Origin of the sequence: Campylobacter sp. US25a (genome assembly GCF_004379075.1) — a bacterium.
GTDB classification, from domain to species: Bacteria; Campylobacterota; Campylobacteria; order Campylobacterales; family Campylobacteraceae; genus Campylobacter_D; species Campylobacter_D jejuni.
The window spans coordinates 50,441-72,079 of sequence record NZ_RYYM01000007.1; the positions used below are offsets into that span (position 1 = coordinate 50,441).

At 29.0% G+C, this 21,639-nt stretch carries 24 protein-coding genes, 1 tRNA gene and 1 pseudogene; 14 read left to right on the top strand and 12 right to left on the bottom strand.

The features are described from left to right. The first annotated feature begins 59 nt into the window (after positions 1-59). Genes ELQ12_RS06345 through ELQ12_RS06355 form a run of 3 tightly spaced genes read left to right on the top strand, consistent with a single transcriptional unit; the run spans position 60 to position 2,175 of the window. A complete protein-coding gene (locus ELQ12_RS06345; RefSeq protein ID WP_044778720.1) occupies positions 60-779 on the top strand; it encodes a TerC family protein in 720 nt (239 codons plus the stop codon). Next, positions 772-981, top strand: a complete 210-nt coding sequence (locus tag ELQ12_RS06350; RefSeq protein WP_070248052.1) for an alkylphosphonate utilization protein — start codon at positions 772-774, stop codon at positions 979-981. The genes ELQ12_RS06345 and ELQ12_RS06350 overlap by 8 nt, the downstream gene beginning before the upstream one ends. Before the next feature lie 9 nt (positions 982-990). Further along, on the top strand, positions 991-2,175 hold the full coding sequence (locus tag ELQ12_RS06355) for a metallophosphoesterase (protein WP_002892648.1): 1,185 nt from the start codon (positions 991-993) through the stop codon (positions 2,173-2,175). 12 nt (positions 2,176-2,187) lie between these two features. Here the strand turns inward: ELQ12_RS06355 and ELQ12_RS06360 are convergent, their stop codons facing one another. From ELQ12_RS06360 to ELQ12_RS06390, 7 genes and pseudogenes are all read right to left on the bottom strand, one after another. After that, positions 2,188-3,546 (bottom strand): hemolysin family protein, encoded by a 1,359-nt coding sequence (locus tag ELQ12_RS06360; protein WP_002860995.1) that lies wholly within the window; start codon positions 3,544-3,546, stop codon positions 2,188-2,190. 100 nt (positions 3,547-3,646) lie between these two features. Continuing rightward, the gene (locus ELQ12_RS06365; protein ID WP_059110874.1) at positions 3,647-4,846 is read right to left on the bottom strand and encodes a putative transporter; all 1,200 of its coding nucleotides are present in this window, start codon (positions 4,844-4,846) and stop codon (positions 3,647-3,649) included. A gap of 51 nt (positions 4,847-4,897) precedes the next feature. Next, complete coding sequence (locus ELQ12_RS06370) at positions 4,898-5,644, bottom strand: energy transducer TonB (RefSeq protein WP_070243054.1); 747 nt, start codon at positions 5,642-5,644, stop codon at positions 4,898-4,900. Position 5,645: 1 nt separating this feature from the next. Beyond that, positions 5,646-6,056 (bottom strand): biopolymer transporter ExbD, encoded by a 411-nt coding sequence (locus tag ELQ12_RS06375; RefSeq protein ID WP_002870685.1) that lies wholly within the window; start codon positions 6,054-6,056, stop codon positions 5,646-5,648. Beyond that, complete coding sequence (locus tag ELQ12_RS06380; protein WP_070243048.1) at positions 6,043-6,804, bottom strand: MotA/TolQ/ExbB proton channel family protein; 762 nt, start codon at positions 6,802-6,804, stop codon at positions 6,043-6,045. The genes ELQ12_RS06375 and ELQ12_RS06380 overlap by 14 nt, the downstream gene beginning before the upstream one ends. A gap of 11 nt (positions 6,805-6,815) precedes the next feature. After that, positions 6,816-9,096: pseudogene (locus ELQ12_RS06385) on the bottom strand (TonB-dependent receptor). 10 nt (positions 9,097-9,106) lie between these two features. Then, positions 9,107-9,949: a ChaN family lipoprotein gene (locus ELQ12_RS06390; protein ID WP_052949929.1), complete on the bottom strand. Its 843-nt coding sequence runs from the start codon at positions 9,947-9,949 to the stop codon at positions 9,107-9,109. A 222-nt stretch (positions 9,950-10,171) separates the two neighbouring features. Here ELQ12_RS06390 and ELQ12_RS06395 point away from each other — a divergent pair, with 222 nt between their 5' ends. The 5 genes from ELQ12_RS06395 to ELQ12_RS06415 are packed head-to-tail and all read left to right on the top strand — an operon-like array spanning position 10,172 to position 15,052. After that, positions 10,172-10,288: a hypothetical protein gene (locus tag ELQ12_RS06395; protein ID WP_079264245.1), complete on the top strand. Its 117-nt coding sequence runs from the start codon at positions 10,172-10,174 to the stop codon at positions 10,286-10,288. Positions 10,289-10,298: 10 nt separating this feature from the next. Further along, positions 10,299-11,303, top strand: coding sequence for a Fe(3+) ABC transporter substrate-binding protein (locus ELQ12_RS06400; protein ID WP_070243046.1), 1,005 nt, complete (start codon positions 10,299-10,301; stop codon positions 11,301-11,303). Then, positions 11,303-12,919 carry an iron ABC transporter permease gene (locus ELQ12_RS06405; protein WP_070243045.1) on the top strand — a complete coding sequence of 539 codons (1,617 nt, stop codon included), beginning with the start codon at positions 11,303-11,305 and terminating at the stop codon, positions 12,917-12,919. The genes ELQ12_RS06400 and ELQ12_RS06405 overlap by 1 nt, the downstream gene beginning before the upstream one ends. Next, entirely contained in the window at positions 12,903-13,811 is a 909-nt protein-coding gene (locus ELQ12_RS06410; RefSeq protein WP_072223564.1) for an ABC transporter ATP-binding protein, read from the top strand. The genes ELQ12_RS06405 and ELQ12_RS06410 overlap by 17 nt, the downstream gene beginning before the upstream one ends. A gap of 35 nt (positions 13,812-13,846) precedes the next feature. Beyond that, a complete protein-coding gene (locus ELQ12_RS06415; protein WP_052801494.1) occupies positions 13,847-15,052 on the top strand; it encodes a saccharopine dehydrogenase family protein in 1,206 nt (401 codons plus the stop codon). A 12-nt stretch (positions 15,053-15,064) separates the two neighbouring features. Here the strand turns inward: ELQ12_RS06415 and ELQ12_RS10645 are convergent, their stop codons facing one another. The 3 genes from ELQ12_RS10645 to sodB form a co-directional block, all read right to left on the bottom strand. Then, a complete protein-coding gene (locus ELQ12_RS10645) occupies positions 15,065-15,427 on the bottom strand; it encodes a hypothetical protein (RefSeq protein ID WP_070243044.1) in 363 nt (120 codons plus the stop codon). A gap of 109 nt (positions 15,428-15,536) precedes the next feature. After that, positions 15,537-15,755, bottom strand: a complete 219-nt coding sequence (locus ELQ12_RS10650; RefSeq protein ID WP_052788910.1) for a hypothetical protein — start codon at positions 15,753-15,755, stop codon at positions 15,537-15,539. A gap of 68 nt (positions 15,756-15,823) precedes the next feature. Next, positions 15,824-16,486, bottom strand: a complete 663-nt coding sequence (sodB, locus tag ELQ12_RS06430; RefSeq protein ID WP_002860986.1) for a superoxide dismutase [Fe] — start codon at positions 16,484-16,486, stop codon at positions 15,824-15,826. Between the two features lie 264 nt (positions 16,487-16,750). Between sodB and ELQ12_RS06435 the strand changes: the two genes are divergently transcribed. Next, entirely contained in the window at positions 16,751-16,933 is a 183-nt protein-coding gene (locus ELQ12_RS06435; protein WP_002871507.1) for a hypothetical protein, read from the top strand. Between the two features lie 135 nt (positions 16,934-17,068). Here the strand turns inward: ELQ12_RS06435 and ELQ12_RS06440 are convergent. Beyond that, positions 17,069-17,143: transfer RNA gene (locus ELQ12_RS06440), tRNA-Glu, on the bottom strand. Positions 17,144-17,290: 147 nt separating this feature from the next. Here ELQ12_RS06440 and ELQ12_RS06445 point away from each other — a divergent pair. Beyond that, positions 17,291-17,854: a manganese efflux pump MntP family protein gene (locus ELQ12_RS06445; protein ID WP_002851996.1), complete on the top strand. Its 564-nt coding sequence runs from the start codon at positions 17,291-17,293 to the stop codon at positions 17,852-17,854. Here ELQ12_RS06445 and miaA read toward each other — a convergent pair. After that, positions 17,840-18,709, bottom strand: a complete 870-nt coding sequence (gene miaA / locus ELQ12_RS06450; protein WP_002857499.1) for a tRNA (adenosine(37)-N6)-dimethylallyltransferase MiaA — start codon at positions 18,707-18,709, stop codon at positions 17,840-17,842. The genes ELQ12_RS06445 and miaA overlap by 15 nt on opposite strands. Before the next feature lie 70 nt (positions 18,710-18,779). Here miaA and mqnP point away from each other — a divergent pair, with 70 nt between their 5' ends. From mqnP to moaA, 4 genes are read left to right on the top strand one after another with little or no spacing between them, the layout of a single operon-like run. Next, complete coding sequence (gene mqnP, locus ELQ12_RS06455) at positions 18,780-19,664, top strand: menaquinone biosynthesis prenyltransferase MqnP (RefSeq protein WP_070243042.1); 885 nt, start codon at positions 18,780-18,782, stop codon at positions 19,662-19,664. After that, positions 19,655-20,152, top strand: coding sequence for a hypothetical protein (locus tag ELQ12_RS06460; RefSeq protein WP_002854663.1), 498 nt, complete (start codon positions 19,655-19,657; stop codon positions 20,150-20,152). Before mqnP ends, ELQ12_RS06460 begins: the two co-directional genes overlap by 10 nt. Continuing rightward, complete coding sequence (locus ELQ12_RS06465; protein WP_070243041.1) at positions 20,149-20,664, top strand: hypothetical protein; 516 nt, start codon at positions 20,149-20,151, stop codon at positions 20,662-20,664. Before ELQ12_RS06460 ends, ELQ12_RS06465 begins: the two co-directional genes overlap by 4 nt. A gap of 12 nt (positions 20,665-20,676) precedes the next feature. Beyond that, entirely contained in the window at positions 20,677-21,639 is a 963-nt protein-coding gene (gene moaA, locus ELQ12_RS06470) for a GTP 3',8-cyclase MoaA (RefSeq protein ID WP_002860981.1), read from the top strand.

Below are 21,639 nucleotides of genomic sequence, written 5' to 3' on the forward strand. Positions count from 1 at the left end.
TTTGCTTTAAAACTATAAAATATCGCTTTAAAAAAATTTTAAAATTTTCAAGGAAATTTATGTTTGAATGGATATTTAGTATTGATGCTTGGATTACTTTAGCTACTTTAAGTGCTCTTGAAATTGTACTAGGGATAGATAATATCATTTTTTTAGCTATTTTAGTAAGTAAACTACCCCCTGAACATCGTGATAAAGGACGTATCTTAGGTTTAGCTTTTGCAATGATTACAAGAATTTTACTTCTTTTATCTCTTTTTTGGGTGATGAAACTTGTAACACCTTTGTTTAGTGTATTGGGCAATGAAATTTCAGGTAGAGATCTAGTTCTTTTACTAGGTGGGCTTTTCTTGATTGTAAAGTCTATTAAAGAAATTAAAGAGCAAATTTCTCATCAAGAAGAAAGCCAAAGTCATTTTAAAGCAAGCAATAAACTTTGGATAGTTGTAGCTGAAATTGCTGTGATTGATATAGTATTTTCACTTGATAGTGTTATTACCGCAGTAGGAATTGCTCAAGATGTAACCATCATGATTATCGCTGTTATTATCGCAGTAGCTGTGATGCTTTTTGCTTCTAAACCTATAGCAGATTTTGTTGAAAAATATCCAAGCATTAAAATTTTAGCCTTAGCTTTTTTGGTGCTAATAGGCGTAGTTTTAGTTGCTGAAAGTTTTGATATTCATATTGATAAGGCATATATTTATACTGCTATGGCTTTTGCTTTAGTGGTGCAAATTTTAAATATTTTAAATCAAAGAAAGGAAAAAAATGGCTAAAGACGCTAATGGAACAGAACTTAACGCAGGTGATAGCGTGAGTGTAATAAAAGATCTTAAGGTTAAAGGTGCAAGTACAACTTTAAAACGTGGAACTACTATAAAAAATATTAAGTTCACTTCTAAAGAAAATGAAATTGAGGCTAGAGTAGATAAATTTGGCGTTATTGTTTTAAAAACTGAATTTTTAAAGAAAATCTAGGCAAAGAATGTGCGAATCTTACTTGTTTTAAGAGGGAATTATTACGCAGGACAAGAAGAATTTATCAAAAATAATAAACTTCAAAATTATACACTTGATTTAAATGCTTTGCGTCTTTTATCAGGAAGCGTTAAAAATATAGTCAGTGAATATAAAATTTTAAATGTTAAAAATGATGAAGATTTGAGTAAAATTTTACTCAAACTTCTAGAAATGCGTATGCAAAAAGGTGAGTTTTGCATCATAAACGCTTACAATGAAACATTAAAAATTTACAAAGACTTAGCTAAACAATATCGCTATAAAATGTATGTTATTGTTTTTGATAGCTCTTTAAAACAATGTCAAGAAAAAAATCTTTTAGAAGCTAAAAAAAATGGATATATCATCCCTTATGCTCTTTTGGAAAAAACTCAAGATTTGCTCAAAAAAAATCCAAAAAAATACCCAATTTTAGACTCGAGCGATTGGAAAAAATGTCTTTACCAAATGCCAAATTTAAGTAAATATAAAAAAATTCATCATATAGGAGATTTACAAGGTTGTTATAGTGTTTTAAAAGAATACATTAAAACAATCAAAGAAGATGAATTTTATATATTTTTGGGAGATTATATCAACAGAGGTATAGAAAATGGCAAAGTAATAAAATTTCTTTTAAAAATTTGCGAAAAAGAAAATGTATGCTTATTAGAAGGAAATCACGAAAGACATCTTATAAAATGGGCTAATGGAGAATTGTCAAATTCCAAAGAATTTAATGAAAATACTTTAAAGGATTTTAGAAAAGAAAAACTTACTCCAAGAGATGCTAGAAAACTCTATCCTCATCTAAAAGAATGTTTATACTACAAATTCCAAAATAAATTCATATTTTGTTCACATGGAGGAGTAAATTTTATACCCTCCAAACCTGAAAAAATAAGTTTTATACCAAGCCATGATTTTATTTATGGTGTAGGTGGATATGAAGACAGTCAAAAAGTGGCAAATCAATTTTGTAATTTCACCTCGGACAATCTTTATCAAATCTTTGGACACAGAAATAAAGAAAAACTTCCTATGAAAATAGCCAAAAGAGTATTTTTATGCGAGGGTAAAATAGATGATGGTGGATATTTACGCGTAGTTACACTAGATAAAAAAGGTTTTGAGTGTATTGAAATTAAAAACCAAATTTACAAAAAGAAATAAGCCTAAAGAGGCTTATTCTTCATCTTTATTTGTTTTTTTAACTACCTTAACACGCTCTATAGAATTCCCATCCATTTTTTTAACTTCATAGTAACAAAGTTCATCTTCAATGCGATCTCCTACTATAGGCAAGCGTCCTAAAAGATTAAATACATATCCACCTATAGTAACTTGTTCTAAATCCTCATCATAGTTTATTACAAGCATTTCTTCAACAGTTTCTATATCGCATCGTCCTTGAAATTCATAGATATTTTCGGCAAGTTTTTTATAGCTGTCTTCTTCATGCTCGCTTTTAATTTCGCCAATAATTTCTTCCATGATATCTTCCATGGTTAAAATTCCAGCAGTTCCACCATACTCATCAACTACTAATGCAGTATGAGAGCGTTCTTTATTCATCATTACAAGTACTTTTGAAATGCTGATATTTTCAGGAACCAAAATCAAAGGTTTAACAAAAGTATCTAAATTTTGACTTTTATGGCTTAATTCATTTTGTATTATATCTCGTATGTGTATCATCCCTAAAATAGTATCTTTAGAACCGTCAATATAAGGAAAGCGAGTATGTTTATGTTCACAAATGATTTGCATATTTTCTTCGTAACTTTTTTGTTTATTTAGACAAATCATATCTTTTCTAGGAGTCATAATCTCTTTAGCAACAGTATCTGAAAAATCAACAGCATTGCGTATGATCTCTGTTTCAAATTCATCTAAAACTCCACCTTTTTGACTCTCACTTGCTATGATTTTAATTTCTTCTTCGCTATGAGTTAGCTCGCTTTCTTTAGCAGGTTTTATTCCAAAAAGTTTCAAACTTATAGCTGCTAAAAAATCGAAAATTTTAATACAAGGCAAAAAGAGTATCCAAAACCAATGAAGCGGTCTAGCTATAAATAAAACTGCTTTATCCGCAACTGCAATAGCTATACTTTTTGGCACAAGTTCTCCTAAAACCACATGTAAAAGAGTAATAATGCTAAAAGCAATAATAAAAGCTATAGTATGGATAATAACAGTGCTAAAACCAAGATTAATAAGCGGAATTTCTAGCATTTTTGCAATAGCAGGTTCACCTATCCAACCAAGAGCTAGAGAACTTAAAGTGATTCCTAATTGACAAGCACTAAGATAAGTATCGAGTCTTGAAGTAACCTCCAAAGCTTTCTTGGCACCAGCTTTTTTTTCTTTTACCATCTCTTCAAGCTTGGAACGACGTACTTTAACAATACTAAATTCAGACAAAACAAAAAAACCATTTAAAAACACTAGAGCAAGTGCAACAACAACCATAAGTATAGAATATCCTGCATCAAAAGATGCTGTAGAAGTTTGGTTTAAATCCAAAACCTGACTGGGGTCCAATGAAGCTCCTTAAGAAATAAAATATTATTAAACCTTATTATACACAATTAAAAGTAAATTTAATATTTGAATTTTTTCTTGTATCTTATTAAGATAAAAGCTAAGACTTATAAGAAATATTTTTCTCAAATTCTTTTAAACGCTTATATATGCTTCTAAGTTGAGTGATAGTTGTCCAGTTTGTGATAAAAACACTAAAAGAGCTTCGTACTTGATCAAAAGCATTGTTAATCTGCATTACAATACCAAGTCCTATAGCTCCAGCAAAAAGCCCTGGTGCCATGATTAAAAATGGCACTATAACTATCATTTGCTCAAATAAAATGAGCCAAATATTAAAATATCCATAATGTAAAAAAAGTCTTTTATAGTTAAATTTAAGCCCTGTAAAAAGCTCTATCATAGTCTCATTTTTAGCATATTCTTTGCGATTATCCTCAGCATAAACAAGCTCTTTTCTAAAAGCTGCTTCAGCTTTTTGATTGTTATATTCAAGTCCAGGAAGCTTAATACCTACAAACCATGACACAACCAAGCCTCCTAAAGAAATCAAAAGTGCAATATAAACAAGCAAACCATCAATGTTTTTTAAAAAATAAAAAGAAGAATTTTCGCTTAAATTTGCAAATAAAGCTTTACTCACAACATCACTTAAACTCCATAAAATCGGAATAAATGCTACAAGGGTCATCAAAGCTTTTATAAAACTAAGTCCTAAACTCTCTACGATTTTGGAAAAATTATAAGTATCTTCTTGGATTCTTTGCGAACTTCCTTCTATATTGTCATCTTTATTTTTCCAAAATTTTAAATAAGAAAAAGTCATAGCCTCACGCCACTTAAAAGCATAGACGCTAGCAAAATAGATATTAATCGTAGCGATTAAAACATAAGGAATAGCAATAGCTAAAAAAACTAAAATCAAAGCATAAAAATCATTTGCTGAATAATTCGGCTTTTCAATCATAGCCCTAGAGTTGAAAAAATATTCTAATAAATTTTGATAATAATACAATGCACCTTTATTGATAAAATTAGCTTTTTGGAAATTTTGTTCAGCTCTTTGATTAGCCTCTTGGATTAAAGTGGCATTATTTTCGAAATTAGTTTCTATTTTTTGTGTTGAATTTGAATCTAAAATTTCTATTTTAGGTTTTTGCAAGACATTATAAAAATCACTATACCATGAATTTATAGCAACATTAAGACTTGTTTGAATAAAAAGAAAAAACAAGAGTAAAAAAAGTCCTAAATAAGCCCATAAAGCCCATTTTTTACTTGCAAAAAATGAAGAAAACATGCTACCACCTTTTAAAATAAAAATTTTAATCAACTTTATTTAATCAAGAGTTTATTTTTTACCTAAATAGTCTTTAATATTGTAATCAATAGGCATAACAAAACTGATTTTATCACCATTTTTTAACATTTCTTTAGGCGGTTTTGGCAATGGAGAAGCTCTTTTAAATAAACTTAAAACTTCATCATTGAGCGCTGCATAAGGGCAAGATTTTTTAAGCTCTTTGCTTAAGACATTTCCGCTTTCATCAATGCTTACGCGAATTCTTACAACGCCTTCTTGTTTTTGCATTATCGCTTCTTGAGGATATTTTTTAAATTTAGCCAAATGAGCCATAAGCAAAGCTTGATAGCTTTTAACTTGTTCTTTGGCATTGCCACTTACTATAGTTTGTGTTTTATCTTCATTACTTTGTAGCGGAGCACTGAGCGATTCATTTTTAAATTTTGAATTTTCACTTGCATTAGCTATTTCTTTTTGAGCTTGGTTTTCATCTTGCTTTTCAATCTTTTTTTGAACTTTTAATACAGCATTTTTATCTTGAGAATTAAGACTTATTCTTTCGTCTTGTTTCTTGTTTTTATCTTGAGAATTACTCTTTTTTTGATCGATCGAAACTTCTTTTAATTCCCCGATAGGAAGCTCTGATACCATCATAATGGAAGTAAATTCCGCTCCTTGTTTAAAATCAACACCACTTGATTTTTCTTGAGTATAAAAAGAAAAAAGGAAAAACATTAATACCAAAGTATGCAATATCAAACTTAACACAAACCCAAAAATCACACTAGACTTCATACTAATCCACCTTTTTACTTGAAAGAGCTATTTTTCCATAGCCATTCTCTTTTAATTTTTGCATTACTTGCATAATATCTTCATACTTTACACTTTTATCGATATGAAAATAAATAATTTCTTCTTTATTGCCTTTGGTTTTTATATCTAAAGCACTTGAAAGATTTTCTAGGCTTAATTTATCATCATTAATAGCCAAAGTATTATCAGTATTTAAATAAAGTATGATGGGATTTTTAAGCTTATCCTCTGCTTGCTGCGAACTCTTAGGTAGTTCTATCTTAATAGAACTTGTGATAAGAGGAGTAACAGTCATAAAAACAATTAATAATACAAGCATAATATCTATAAAAGGAGTTATATTGATCTCACTTAACTCCTCTTCTTTATGAGCCATTTCAGTTTTTATCATTAAAATAACTCCTATGAAAAAGTATATAGACAAAATTTGCAAGCTCATCTAAATGGTGCATAAGTCTTAAATTTTTTCTTGTAAGATAATTATAAAAAAGCACTGCAGGGATAGCAGCTATCAAGCCAAAAGCTGTAGCAAATAAGGCTTCAGCTATACCAGGTGCAACGACTGCCAAAGAAGCATTGCCAAGATTTGCTATACCTATAAATGCATTCATAATTCCCCAAACTGTTCCAAAAAGCCCTATAAAAGGTGCGCTAGCACCTATACTCGCAAGTAAACTCAAACCATTTTTGCTTGCTGTGATTTGTTTTGAGACGGTATTTTGTAAACGCAATTCTATACGCTCTTTTATGTGATCATTTTTATATTCACTTTTTTCAAGCTCATCTTGAATTTCTAAAGATAAAACACCTGCAAAATCCTTTGTCTGATCTAATTCATTGAGATTTTTTAATTCTTTTATCTTGTGGATAGACAAGTCTAGATTTTTCTTCATAAAATAAAATTGCATAAGCTTGGAAATAAAAACTGCCCATGCTAAAATGGAAAATAAAACCAACATATAAATAACGCCTTTTACCACTTTATCGGCATTCTGATAAAGACTAGAAAGAGAAAGCTCTATTTTAGGTGCTTCGATTTCTATCTTGGGAGAATCAAACGATAAATTTATATCTGTTACATTTACTTCTGCATTTAAATTTAACAATAAAAAACAAAATAAAAACATTTTTTTTAACATTTGTATATTCCTTAATATTTATATTCAAAACTTACTATAAAAGTACGGCCGCGAGCAGAGTTATTATAAATATAAATAGGATCAAATAACCCTCCAGCATTTTGACTATCACCAGTATTATAAGTATAAAGCGCATCCATATAGTTTTTGTCAAATAAATTTTGTATCTCTGCTTTGATTGTAAAGTTTTTCAAAATTTTATAATTTACATAAAGATCAACGATAGTTGGTATTTTTGGTAATTCATCTGTAGTTTTAAGCGGAGCCATAGCATCAGGATTACTTGGATCATCATCCAAACTGCCTACAGGAGCTACTCTCTTTGCTTTTCCTGTATATTTAGCAAGAGCTCCTAGGATTAGTTTTTCTTCAAATAATCTTACACCCATATCAAGATTAGCATAATGCTCTGGAAGTTGAGCAAATTGACTTTGGCCTGATTGTGCTCCACCTGTTTCTAAAGATTCTGTATCTGAAAATTTATGCTTGGATTTTTGATAAGTATAAGATAGTATAGAATAAAAAAACCCCGTATCGTATTTAAACTCAAGCTCAACTCCGTGGAATTTAGCTTTTTCATCATCATTTAATTGCATAAGAAAGATAGTATTGTCAGCTTTTTGCCAATATCTTCTATTATAAATATAATTTTTCACCTTAGTATCATAATAAAGCACTTTAAAACCTAAAGTATCATTATTGTTTAAAATTTCATGTGCAAAAGAATTGAAACCAATTTGATAAGTATCTGCACTTTCAGCCTTTAAAAATGTATTCATATTATGCTCAAAACTTGCATCATGAGTAAAAAAATACTCTTGAACATTTGGGATTCTATGGCTTTTAGAATAAGAAATAAAAGGATTGAAAAGTGGATGGATATCTGCTGAAAGCATTAAAGAATAATTAAAATTATTGTAATCCTTTTCTAAATTTGTCGCATTTTTTGGCTGACAATAAGGATTAGCCATGCTACAAACTCCCTTATATCCACTTAATTGTGCATTGATCCAATTGACATTAGAATTTAGGGTGAAAATTCCCTTTGTAAAACTCGTATCCAAATAAAGGGTTTTAATATCTTGTTTTCCTTTAGGATAAAAACTAGTCAAAATATAAGGCAAAAGCACTCTATCTTTTGGAAAATCATTGCTATAATGATTATTTAAAATATTAATCCCATAAGTAAAATACAAATTTGAATCTTGTGAAAATTCTTTATTCATGGTATTGCTAAGATCAAAAGTTACCGCTCGATTTTTAGTCTTAACTCCACTCATATCGTGATAACCCCAAGTGCTGCCTTGATTATACTTTTGCTTTCCGTCATTATAAGCAAATAAAAATTTTAAATCCAAAAGATTAGAATCAGGATTTAAACGATAGTCAATTTGATAAGTATCATTTGCAATCTTTCTACCTGCAAGATTGTTCTTATAAGCTCTATAGTTTAAAATCGCCTCATTGATATCAGATTTGTATTCTACTTTAAAGAGTTGACTTCTAGGCTGATTATAAAGATTGTTTGGATTTATAGGTGCTGCTAAATTATCATCTGGAATGCCATCATCATCAGTGTCAATTGGGGGTTTTTGATCGCCTATATAGCCTCCACCTCCGATTTTATAATTTTGAGAAACATTTTGCCCACTATAAGCAAATAAAATGCCTAAATTAGCATTATTTTCTAACATAGTTTTTCCTGCTATAGCACCCATAAAATCAGGCCCTATAGCATTGCTACCATAAGAGTATTTTCCCAAAAAACCAAAAACTCTTCCTTCTTGTACTATATCATCTACACCTATAGTTCTAAAATTAGCCGAACCCATTAAAGCATTAACCCCATTTGCTCCATTAAAAGTTCCACGATTAACATCTAAGGCGACTAAAAAATTTTTATCTATTGGAGCTGTAAAACTTGAAGTTCCAATTTGCCCATGAAAGCTATCATCACTTGCAGAACCAAAAAAAGTTTGAGTTACGCCATCAATTTGTGTATTTACTCTTCCAAGTCCTGTCATACCGCGAATATTTACTGAAATTCCCCCCCCCCTGTGCTTGATCTACTTGAGTATAAGCACCAGGAACACTACGTACTATAGAATCTATACTTTGAGTGCTTGAATTTAAATTATCTCTTGTGCTTGTTGCTCCAGGAGTTACAAAGGGCTTTTCATCGTTTTTGATTTTTGAGCCTGAAATTTCAAGACTATCAAATTCTAATTCTTCGGAAAAAGCATAATTAGCAAAACATAAACCCATAACACAAAATAAACTTAATTTTTTCATTAATTTTTCCTTAATAATAAATAAAAGTATAATCACTGTCTTTTAAATCCATTCCTCCATAGTTTAAATTCACTACAACTATTTTTTTGCTGCTTTTAAAATCTTGTATATGTAAAGGAATTCCTATTTTTTTACTTGTATGATAGCTTCCAGCTAGCAATAAAACTTTATTTGGATGATGAACCAATACATCCGCCATACGCCTGTCTTTAAATTGCTGAATTTCTACTAATTTATCTACCAATTTTTTATTTTCTTCAGGATTTAACTCATGGCTTAAGGATATAATGTCAAAAAGTTGTTTTTTTACTTCATTTGTGGTTGAAACATAACCCTTTAAGGGCTGAGCCCCATTATAAATACTTGTAATTTCTGAGCGTGAAAGATTTGCACCTAATATTTTTGACCTTGAATAAAAAACCACATTGACAAATTGCTCATAATCTTTCCATTTCCAGCTTTTATCCCAGTTTAGCGCATTAGCAAGTTCGTTAGCCTTAATGTTTTTTTTATTTTTTAAGGCTTTATCCAAGTGATTTTGTTCCGTGCTTGCTAGCATTTCTAAAGCTACATCAAAGCTGATATTTTGAGAACTTAAATTTCCTTCTAAAGCATTAAAAATCATAACTTGACTTATCTTGTGCTTTGCTTCATCGTGTTTTTCGCCAAGCAGTATCACATCTGCTTTTAGCAATTCTAAAATCATATCTTCAAAAGAAATCTTTTTTTGAGTATGCATATCAAGTATATAAAAATCTTTATTTTCTTGAAGTGGAGATGATTTTTGCAAAACGGTACAAGCATTAAAGATAAAACCTATAAATAGCGTGCCTAGTATAATATAAAATTTCATTATTATTGTTACCTTCTTAGCAAATAATTTTTGATATTGAATATTAATATTTTATATATAAAAATACTCTTAAATATTTATATTAAAATTTAATTAATTATAATTATTATCAAAATTTATTATAATAAAATGAAAATATTTATCAGTTATAAAATTATTAAATTATTTTATATTTACTTTTTAATATTAATATTTCTTATCAAAATATTTAAAAAGGAATTAATGTCTATGAAAAAAATAATTTTATTTTTACTATGCGTTGGCTTTGCTTTTGCTTGCTCTGAACATTCTCATACTGATTTTAAAGATCTTAATAAAACCAAGTATAATTCTCAATAAAGGATAAAATATGAAAAAAATCTTCTTTATGTTTTTAACGGCTTTTTCATTTTTAGGTGCTAGCGAGCTTAATATTTACTCAGCAAGACATTATGATGCTGATTTTGAAATCATAAAAAAATTCGAAGAAAAAACAGGCATTAAGGTCAATCATACTCAAGCTAAAGCTTCAGAACTTATTAAAAGGCTTTCTCTTGAAGGAAATAACTCTCCTGCTGATATTTTCATCACAGCTGATATTTCAAATCTTACAGAAGCTAAAAATTTAGGACTTTTATCCCCTGTTTCATCAAAATATTTAGAAGAATTTATACCTGCTCATTTAAGAGATAAGGATAAAGAATGGTTTGCGATTACAAAAAGAGCAAGAATTATTGCTTACAATAAAAACGCAAATATCGACATTAGCAAAATGAAAAATTATGAAGATTTAGCAAAAGCTGAATTTAAAGGAGAAATTGTCATGAGAAGTGCTACAGCTCCTTATAGCAAAACTCTTTTAGCATCTATTATAGCTAATGATGGAAGTAAAGAGGCTAAAGCATGGGCTAAAGGTGTACTTGAGAATCTTGCGACAAACCCAAAGGGTGGGGATAGAGATCAAGCCAGACAAGTATTTGCAGGCGAAGCTAAATTTGCAGTTATGAATACTTATTATATAGGGCTTTTAAAGAATTCTAAAAATCCAAAAGATATAGAAGTGGGGAATTCTTTGGGTATTATTTTTCCTAATCAAGACAATAGAGGAACGCATATTAACATTAGCGGTATTGCTATGACAAAATCAAGTAAAAATCAAGATGCGGCTAAAAAATTTATGGAATTTATGTTAAGTCCTGAAATTCAAAAAATTCTTACTGATAGTAATTATGAATTTCCTATAAGAAATGATATAGAATTAAGCCAAACTGTAAAGGATTTTGGAACTTTCAAAGAAGATCAAATTCCTGTGAGTAAGATAGCAGAAAATATTAAAGAAGCTGTTAAAATTTACGATGAAGTCGGTTTTAGATAATGTATAAAACCCTAAAATACTATAAACTCGGGGCAATTTTACTTGCCCTTTTTCTTGCTTTACCTATTTTTGGTATTTTTGCTGAACTTTTTTATATTTTATTTCAAAATTTTAATACAAGTAATTTAACCCAATTTTCATCTATTAAAGAAAATTTGAGTCATTTTTTTGATTATTTATTTTTAAAATTCATCAAAGATACTTTTATAATTAGCGTGGGAGTATTGTGTTTAAGCTTGATTTTGGGTGTGAGTTCTGCTTATTTGATTGCAAATTATGATTTTTATTTCTGTAAAATTTTAGAAAAATTACTCATTTTACCCTTGGCCATACCTGCTTATATTTTAGCCTTTGTTTATGTGGGAATTATGGATTTTCAAGGATTTTTTCATGAAAATTTTGGCTTTAGGATAGATTTTTTCAATCATTATGGTGTTATTTTTGTTTTGGCTATTTCTTTATATCCTTATATTTATTTATTTGCTAAAACAGCTTTTAAGAGTGAAGCTAAAGAGGCTTATGAAGTAGCTAAAATTATGAAATATTCTGAATTTAGAATTTTTACACGCGTGGCACTTTTGAGTGCAAGACCTGCCATTTTTTCTGGAGCTTTATTGGTTTTAATGGAAACTTTAAGTGATTATGGTGCAAGTGCTTATTTGGGAGTGGATACTTTTTCGGCTGGAATTTTTAAACTCTGGTATGATTTGAATGATTCTTATTCTTCTAGTGTTTTATCGGGTATTTTAATGCTTTTTGTATTTTTGATTATGTATGTGGATTATTATTATAAAAATAAACATCATTATAGTTTTAATCAAAATTTAACTCTTTTTATCAAAAAAAGAAAATTAAATCCTATTAAACAAATTCTATCCTGTATTTATTGTTTTATGATTGCTTTGGTAGGTTTTATTTTACCTTTTCTTTGGCTAGTTTATTGGGGGCTAAAAGATCATAAGCTTTTTGAATCACAATTTTATATTATCAGTTTTCAAACTATAATCTTAGCTTTAATCACTGCTTTAATTACCACTCTTTTAGCTTATTTTTTGATGTTTAGTTCTAGGATAGTTAAAAATCATTTTTTTAATTTATTTATTTTAAAAATAAGTTCTTTGGGTTATTCTATACCTGCTGCTGCTTTAGGGATTAGCATTATAGTGCTTTTTGTATTTTTGGATAAAATTTTTCACACGAGTTTATTGGGAAATTCTTTATTTGTTCTTGTTTTTGCTTATATAATTCGTTTTTTAGCGAGTGCAATTTATTCTTTAGAAGGAGGTTATAATAAAATTCATCTAAATATTGATGAGGCAAGTTTAAATTTAAGAGCGAGTTATTTTATTTTATTTTTTAAAATTCACACACCTTTAATGAAACATTTTTTATTTTTAGCTTTTATTATTGTTTTTATTGATACGATTAAAGAACTTCCTTTAAGTAGAATTTTAGCACCTTTTGGCTTTGAAACTTTAAGTGTTAAAGCTTTCTGGTTTGCAAGTGATGAAAGAATTTATGATGCAGCTTTGCCTTCCTTGTTTATCGTTTTTCTTTCTTTAATGGTTGTTGTTTGGATGGATAAAATCACAAGGAAAGATGATGTTAGAAATTAAAAATTTATCTAAAAATTTTGGAAAAATACAAGCTTTAGAAAATATCAATCTTCATGTCAAAGAAGGAGAATTTTTAAGCATTTTAGGAGGTAGTGGAAGCGGAAAAAGCACGCTTTTAAGGATTATTGCTAAGCTTGAACAAGCTAGTTCTTATGATTTGTTTTCTTGCAAAGGTGAAGTGGCTTTGATGTTTCAAAATTATGCTTTATTTCCTCATTTAAATGTTGAGAAAAACATACTTTTTGCACTTTACGATAAAAAAGATAAAAATCAAATTTTAAATCATTTGCTTAAAACTTTTGAAATTGAAGATTTAAGATATAAAAAAATCGATGAAATTTCAGGAGGGCAAGCGCAAAGAGTGGCTTTTGCTAGAGCTATAGCAAGAGGATGTAAGCTTTTGCTTTTAGATGAACCTTTTTCTAATTTGGATCAAAATTTAAAACAGGATTTAAGAAGAGAATTGAAAAAAATGATAGAAAATCAAGGCATTACGGCTATTATGGTAACTCATGATATTGAAGATGCTTATTGCATGTCTGATCAAATCGCTTTTTTAGAAAAAGGAAAAATCTTAGCTCATGCAAATCCTAAAGAGCTTTATTTTAAGCCTGATTTTAAAAGTGCGCAAATTTTACCTGATTTAAATATCATAGAAGAAAAACTTGATTTAGAAGATGAATTTTTTGCTTGGATAGCTTCAAAAAATTATATTTTTGGTTATGCAGAGCTTAAAATAGGAAATCGCTTTGAGGCTAAAATTTTACAAAAAGAATTTTTAGGGGCTTTTTATAGACTTAAGTTAAGATATAAAAATATAGAATTTTTTATGTTATTAAGTTCAAATTATAACTTAGAAGAAAAAATAAATTTTGATATTATCAATTTTTAGCTAAAATTCCTAAAAATCTTTTAAGGACAAATTTCATGAAAAATCTTTTAATCATAGGCGCAGGCGGGGTAAGTCGTGTGGCTACTGTAAAATGCGCAATGAATTCTGATACTTTTAGCAAAATCACTTTAGCTAGTAGAACAAAAAGCAAATGTGATGAGATCGCTGCTTTTATCAAAGAGCGTTTAGGGGTTCAAATTGAAACGGCGCAAATTGATGCTGATGATAGCAATGCGGTTGTAGAACTTATCAAGAAAACAGGAGTGCAAATTTTACTCAATGTTGCTTTGCCTTATCAAGATTTGAGTTTAATGGATGCTTGTATAAAAGCAGGGATTGATTATGTAGATACAGCAAATTATGAACATCCTGATTTAGCTAAATTTGAATATAAAGAGCAATGGGCGAGAAATGATGAGTTTAAACAAGCAGGAATTTTAGGACTTTTAGGAAGTGGATTTGATCCTGGTGTAACTAATGTTTTTTGTGCTTATGCACAGCAAAATTTATTTGATGAAATTTCTTATATAGATATTTTAGATTGCAATGCAGGTGATCATGGCTATGCTTTTGCGACCAATTTCAACCCTGAAATCAATCTACGTGAGGTTTCTGCTAAAGGGCGTTATTGGGAAAATGGCAAGTGGATAGAAACGCAGCCTATGGAAATAAAAATGGAGTGGGATTATCCAGAAGTAGGTGTGAAAGATAGCTATTTGCTTTATCATGAAGAACTTGAAAGCTTGGTAAAAAATATCAAAGGTTTAAAAAGAATACGCTTTTTTATGACTTTTGGACAAAGTTATTTAACTCATATGAAATGCCTTGAAAATGTTGGAATGCTAGGGATTAAACCTGTGATGCACCAAGGAAAAGAAATCATTCCTATAGAATTTTTAAAAACCTTACTTCCTGATCCTGCAAGTTTAGGACCACGCACTAAAGGTTATACCAATATAGGTTGTGTGATTCGTGGTAAAAAAGATGGAAAAGACAAGCAAGTTTATATTTATAATGTTTGCAATCATGAAGAATGTTATAAAGAAACTGGTGCACAAGCTGTGAGCTATACTACAGGTGTTCCTGCTATGATAGGTACGAAATTAATCGCTAAAGGGATTTGGCAAGGAAAAGGCGTGTTTAATATGGAAGAATTTGACGCTAAGCCTTTTATGGAAGAGCTGAATTCTCAAGGACTTCCTTGGAAAATTATCGAAATGACTCCAAGCTTAGGAGAGTAAGTGCTAGAGCACTTACTTTTGTCCTATATAAATAAAGTGCTCCACACTGCCTTCAAAATTATACAGATTAATTAATTCATAATCTCCCCAAAATAAAGGTTTAAAAGGTTTAAAATCTTCTTTTAATTCTTCTATGTCTTTAGTAAAGCGTATATATGAAGAACCGCTCAATCTACCACTTGGACATCCTTTTACTTCACGTAAGCCATTATCCATAAGTTCTCCTCTTTCATACATACTATAGCCTTTATCACTCATCATAGTTGCAAATATAATAGCTCCTTCATTGCATAGTTCATAAAATTCTTGCACAGCTTCTTTAAAAGCTTGTTTTGCAAGATAATATAAGCTTTGATTTGCAAATATAAAATCCATTTTTGTATTGAAGAGTTTTTTAAAGCTAGAATTAGGAGATATGATGTGAAAATTTTTAGAATCTAAGCAAGGATCTTTTTCCCAAACTTTTTTTAAACTAGGAACTATATCAATGCCATAAGGCTCTATACCCCCCCCCGGTTATATTTTTAAAATACTTAGAATGCACTCCATTTCCGCAACCAAAATCAAGTAATTTTCCACTTGTTTTGCTTAGTTTGTATTTTAAGATTCTCTCGTAAAATCTTATAACATGACCATCAGGATATTGGAGTCCATAACCTTCTTTGTCATATTTTTGAGTATATACAGATAAAGAATTATCCATTTTTGCTCCTTTTTGTATAGAAATTTGACATTAAGCCAAAATTCATTCTAACACAAAAAGGATTAAAATTATTTTATAGGGTGAAGTTCATTTGCATAAAAGCTAACTGATCCCATGCCTTCTTTTAAAGCCCATTCATAAGCTTTTGCAACAAATTCCCAATTAATATGAGCATAGAATTTCTCTAAATAAGCAGGACGTGCATTACGATGATCTACATAATAAGCATGCTCCCAAACATCTACAACAAGTAAAGGAACTTTATCTTCAGTAATTGGTGTAGCTGCGTTTGAAGTACCTACAAATTCTAGTTTTTGATTTTTAGTATTATAAACTAACCAAAACCATCCTGAACCAAAAACTCCTGTAGCACCTTTGATAAATTCAGCTTTGAAATTTTCCAAAGATCCAAATTCTTTTTCTAGTGCCGCTTGTAAATTAGCATCTATACTTTGGCATGAACCGCCACAGCCACAGCCTGTACTTGGCTTAATGCAATCAAAATAAAAATCATGATTATAAACTTGAGCTGCGTTATTAAATACGCCCCCATTTGAAGTTTTGATAATACTTACAAGATCTTTACCTGCAAATTCAGTATCTTTAATAAGATTATTTAGATTTGTAACATAAGTATTGTGATGTTTTCCATGATGATAGCTAAAAGTTTCAGCACTCAAAAAATCACCAAAAGCATTGGTATCATAAGGTAATTTTCTTAATTCAAACATAATTTCTCCTTTATTTTTAGTTTGATATTGAAAATATTACCATAATAATATTAAAAAGAGTAAAAATATCTTAAAAGCTTAGTGGGTAAAATTTCTATTTATTTAACCTAAAATAAGATACATTTATAATATATTTTAATAATAATTTAAATATATATAAAAAAATTATATTTTTTTGAAATATTTTTACAAAAAATATCTATTTGTTGATTTTTAATAATTACAATTAATTTGCAACTAAAAATTATTCATAAGGAGGAAAATATGAAAAAAGTTGTACTAATCTCAGCATTACTAGGTGCTTTCGTAGCTAATGTTTTTGCAGCTAATACTCCAAGCGATGTGAATCAAACACATACAAAAGCTCATCATTCAAAAGCTAAAGCTGATAAAAAACATGAAGCTAAAACTCACAAAAAAACAAAAGAGCAAACACCAGCTCAATAATGCCCAGCCTTGATATAAGCCTATAATAGACTTATATCAAAAGCTATTCGTATTCTACAAAATAAATTATTAATATTTATTAAATTTTAATAGAAAAAATGAAAAAATCGTTATTTTAAAAGAAAAATTAAAAAGTGGTGACCCATACGAGACTCGAACTCGTGTTACCGCCGTGAAAGGGCGATGTCCTAACCGCTAGACGAATGGGCCACTTTTAAGGAGTAAAAAATAAAAATGAAATTGAATTATATATATTTATTTCTTAAAATTTAATTAAATATATCAAAATTATGTGATTTTTATCTTTGTTTGATTATAATTTCATCTTCAATTTTTTATAAAATTTTAGGATTTATTATGGATTTTTATAGTCTTATTTTTTTATCCTGTGCTTTAGGAATGGATGCTTTTGCTGTATCACTATGCAAAGGTTTTAGTGTTAAAAAACTACATTTAAAACATTATCTTATTGTTGGAATTTATTTTGGCGGATTTCAAGCCTTGATGCCAACTATTGGTTATTTTATAGGTATAACTTTTGCATCTTTTATTGCGAGTATTGATCATTGGATAGCTTTTATTTTACTTTCTTTAATAGGATTAAAAATGATCAAAGAGTCATTGGAAAATGAAAATTGCGATAGTAATGCCAATCAATTTGGCTTTAAAACCATGCTAGCTTTAGCAATTGCTACGAGTATCGATGCGCTAGCAGTTGGCGTAAGTTTTGCATTTTTAAATGTAAATTTATTATTAGCTATATTTTTAATAGGTATTATCACCTTCATTTTATGCATCATTGCTCTAAAAATAGGAAATAAATTTGGAATTTATCTTAAAAATAAAGCTGAACTTTTAGGCGGATTGGTTTTAATTATATTAGGAGTAAAAATTCTAATAGAACATTTATTTTTCGATTGAAAATTTCATTCTTAAAGTAGCTAAAGCTTTATCAAATTCCAAGGCTTTACTTTGAAATTTTTTATTAAAAGTTCTTTGTCTTTTGGCAAGTTGTGTAGTATGTATCGTGATTAAATTTTCAAGCTCTTTAAAGGAAATTTCCCCATCTAAATATTCTTTACACTCTTTCAAACCTATAGAATTTAATGCTTTAAGTTTATGATCAAATTTAGAAAAAAGAATTTTTGCTTCATCTAAAAGTCCATTATCAAGCATTTCTTTTGTTCTAGTTTTAATACGTTTTTTTAAAATTTCCTTATCCCACGCAAGCTCATAAATTTCTATATCTTTAAGCACCCCAGTTTTTTGTGTTCTTTTTAAAAATTCACTAGGAATTTCTCTTGTTTGTTCATAAATACCCAGCCATTTTTTTAATCTATAAGTATCATTTTTTTCTATTTTATAGTTTGGATCAATATTTAATAAAAGAGCATAAATTTCATCGTTATTTAAAGAACTCTTTGACTCTAAGGTTTTTTCACTTAAACCATCTATCATAGTTTTTAAATAAAATCCAGTTCCACCTACTATAATTAGAGGTAAATTTCTAGCTAAAGCAAATTCTTTTGCTTTTTGATATTCTCTTATGAATAACTCAACATTAAAATGTTCATTCACACTCAATAAATTTACCCCAAAGTATTTTATACTCGCAAGATCATCTTGTGAAGGCTTGGCACTTGCTATATTAATCTCTTTATAAACACAAAGACTATCAAGACTTAAAACAACAGCATCAAATTCTCTTGCTAAAGTATTGGCTATGTATGTTTTTCCACTCGCGGTTGTTCCTATTAATGCTATTTCAAAAAACATTTTAATATTTATCCTAAAATTTATAAAAATTTTAGTAAAATCATAGCAAAAAATATTTTAAAGTAGAAAAATGAACACATTCTGGATAAAATTTAAAGATATTTTAGAACTTGTAGTATTTAAGCATTCTATTTTTGCTTTGCCTTTTTTATTTTCCTCTATGATTGTAGCATCAAAACTTGCAAATGACACTGCTTGGTTTGGTTTTAAGGCATTGATTTTAGGCATTATTTGTGCGGTAAGTGCAAGAAATTTTGCCATGGCTACAAATCGTTTAATGGATGAAGATATAGATAAGGATAATCCTCGTTGTGCAAATCGCCCTAATGTCAGTGGAAAAATAGGTAGAAAAAGCGTATGGATTTTTATTATTATTAATGCACTTATTTTTATATTATGTTCTTATTTTATTAATACCTTGGCTTTTTATTTGTCTTTTCCTGTGCTTTTTGTATTGGCTATTTATTCAGCTTTTAAACGCTTTAGTTCTTTAGCACATTTAGTTTTAGGATTTTGTTTAGGACTTGCGCCTATTGCAGGAAGCGTTATAATTATGGGTGAAATTCACATTTATAGCGTTATTTTATGTTTAGGTGTAACTTTTTGGACAGCTGGATTTGATCTGCTTTATTCTTTACAAGATATGGAGTATGATAAAAAAATAGGACTTCATTCTATCCCTGCTAAATTTGGCTCAAAGGCTACTTTATTTATATCAGCTTTTTGCCATATTTTAGCGGTATTATTTTGGCTTCTTTTTGTGTGGGAAGTTTGGGGTGTAGCACTTGGAAAAATAGCACTTACTGGGGTAATTATAAGCGGTATTATTTTAGCCTTGGAACATAAAATTGTTCACAAGAATTTTGCTCATATTGATAGAGCATTTTTTACTCTAAATGGTTATTTAAGTATTATCTTTTTTGTTTTTATTTGGATTGACTTATTATGGAATTAACACTTTTTAAAGCAGGATTTGAAGCTCACTTAGAATGTTGCGAAATAGAAAATAACCGTTTTCTTGGAGAATACCTAAAACTTGGAGCAATTTCTCAAATTTTAAAATGGAAAAAACTTGCTTTACGCATTGATTTTGATGAGGGTGAAAAAATTATTTTTGATCTTCTTTTAAGTCTAAAAGAAGATATTTTAAGGCTTGAAAATTCTTTAGATAAAAATAAAGAACTTATACCACTTAAGCAAAAAGGGGTAATAGAATCTTTAAATTTTGAATATCTAAATTTTTTGGATACTATTTTAGAAGAAGATAAAGAATATTATTTAAGATTTGATTTAAATAATCAAAAAATAGCTATTTTTATCAAAGCTCAAAGTCAAACATTGGCAAAAATTATTAAAATTAAGCCTGAAGACAAAATGGCTTTTGATGCTTTTGTTGTTGAAATTCAAAGAAATATGATAAGAAATAAGAAAGGCCAAGAATGAGTGATGATGTACTTTATTTAGTTTTTATAATTGTGCTTTTAATTGCAATGCTAGCCTATATGAACATCAAAGAAAGAGAAAATAATGCAAAAATAGCAAAACTTCAAAATGTGATAGAAGACATTACCAAAGAACTTCATTATTTTCGTAAAGAATTAGGAGTTAAAGATGATAATGAAGAGGATGAATACTATAAAACCTCTCTTTTAAAAGAAGAAATTATGATTGAACTTGATAAACAAATCAGTTCAAAAATCACTCCTGTTTTAAGAACACTAAAAACTATGGAACATATCATAGAAGATTTTCAAAATGAACAACAAAATCGTCTTTTAAATTTGGAACAAAAAGCACAAAGCATGGCTAAACTTACACCAAATTACGATACAGAAGAACAAAAAATAGAAAATCTTTTCAAAGAAGGAAAAAGCATAGAACAAATCGCTAAAGATTTACGCATTGGCACTGGAAATGTAGAACTTGTCTTAAAATTTAAGAAATTAATAAAATAGAATGGAAAATAAATGCTTATAGATCAATTCGGTAGAAAAATAAATTATCTTAGAATTTCGGTTACACAAAGATGTAACTTTCGCTGCCTTTATTGTATGCCAAAAATTCCTTTCGATTATCAGCCAAAAGAAAATTTATTAAGCTTCGAAGAACTTTTTTTATTTATCAAAGCGGCTATAGACGAAGGAATTGAAAAAATCCGTATAACAGGTGGGGAACCTTTATTAAGAAAAGATTTAAGTATTTTTATAAAAATGATTAGCGATTATAAAAGCGATATTGACCTTGCTATAACTACAAATGGATTTTTACTAAAAGACTTTGCTAAAGACTTAAAAAATGCTGGACTTAAACGACTTAATATTTCACTTGATACCCTAGATCACAAAAAAGCAAAAACTCTTGCGCAAAAAGATGTATTAGATAGTGTTTTATCTGGAATTGATGAAGCTTTAAATCTAGATTTGAAAGTAAAACTTAATACTGTAGCTCTTAAAAATTTAAACGATGATGAACTGATATCTCTTTTGGAATTTGCAAAATCAAAAAAAGCTCAAATTCGCTTTATAGAATTTATGGAAAATACTCATGCTTATGGTAAATTACAAGGATTAAAAAGAGATGAAATTATACAAATTTTGAGTCAAAAATATCAAATTCAACTTATAAAAAAAGATGAAAAAGCACCTGTGAGTATTTACAAGGCAGATGATTATGAATTCGGAATTATAGATCCTCATAGCCATGAATTTTGCGATTCTTGCAATCGCATACGCTTAAGTGCTGAAGGCTTGTTAATACCTTGCCTTTATTTTGATGAAGCATTAAGTATAAAAGAAGCGGTTCGAAAAGGTGATATTAAAGCCGCTGTAGAAATATTACAAGAAGTATTAAGAAATAAACCAGAAAAAAATAAATGGAGTGTTGTTGATAATAAAACCTCATCTCGTGCTTTTTATCAAACTGGAGGTTAA